Here is a 1,112-nt window from a genome sequence, read left to right as displayed (position 1 = left end):
AGTAGTGCTTGATTTCGTATGCAACCAAAGTCCAGTCGCTTTCATTAGATAACCAAACACACCACCTAGCAGCAAAGATGGAATGACAAGTTGCCAGTTTCCATCAGCGGCAAATGTTGCGCAGGAACCAATAAAAGTGCCTGGAATGTACGCGAGCCAAGCCTGTTTCGCTTGAATACACATGAAAAACGCTACAACAGCTGTGATCACATAACCCAAGATCTCTAAACCTGCGTAAGTGGAGCCATAAATAATTACCATTGCCCAGAATACACCGGTCAAGTTAGTAATTAAGCTTGTCGCTAAACCTTTTAATCCACTCGTTGGAGCAGCGAAGTAGCTTGTACAGCCTAAAAAGCCTGCCCAAGATAAAAGGCCAAGAGAAATGGCAATCCAACCCCAAACGCCGGACAGAATCCCAGTAGTAATAGAGATAGCTAAAAGTGTTGTCATGGTATTCGTACCTGCTCGGCGACTATCGCACCCTTTTGGTTTGATAACTGCCTTCATACATTGAAATCAAGAACCAATACTAGGCACATCGCGCCAGTTTATCGGTGATAATGATCACAACAATATCACCTTTCGTTTCATGTTTTACACAAATTATTTGACGCAACCGATAAATCAACAGATTTAGAAAATAACAAAAACAGAGATGGACGCATAAAAGAGATAAAAAAGGCCCTGCGATGCAGAGCCCATTAAAATTGATAGTACCTATAAGACGGATGGTTTGCCCTTCATCATGCGCAAACCTTCACGCTTGATGCAATCGACCAACGGGTTTTCGGCCATATCCGCACGCCAAATAAAGGACAATGTGCGCTCCATTTTCAGATCTGGTACGTTTAGCGCGACTAAACGTCCAGCCTCAATGTAACGTTCAACATCCAAATATGGCAAACAAGTTAAGTATTGTCCGTTAGCCACCAAGCTGCGCAACACAGGAACGTGTTCATACTCACGCCATACATCTAAATCTTCAATCAAATGATGAATGGAGCTATCAAAGGTTTTACGAGTACCTGAGCCATGCTCACGCAACACCCATTTCGCCTGCTCTAATTGAGCTAAACTGACCGAAGGGTTACGAGCAAAAGGATGATGAG

2 protein-coding genes are annotated in these 1,112 nt (G+C 43.3%); both read right to left on the bottom strand.

Annotated elements, in window-relative coordinates; all coding sequences use genetic code 11:
* The coding region (locus tag R8N28_RS26445) for a DUF1097 domain-containing protein (protein ID WP_318183817.1) at positions 1-453 on the bottom strand (453 nt) is incomplete at its 3' end.
* A gap of 267 nt (positions 454-720) precedes the next feature.
* A partial coding sequence (locus R8N28_RS26440; RefSeq protein ID WP_318183816.1) for a LysR substrate-binding domain-containing protein occupies positions 721-1,112 on the bottom strand: 392 nt, incomplete at its 5' end.

This window comes from Vibrio sp. Vb1554 (assembly GCF_033344235.1).
The sequence above is the reverse complement of the archived record's forward strand: the minus strand, read 5'-3'. Positions and strand labels throughout refer to the sequence as shown.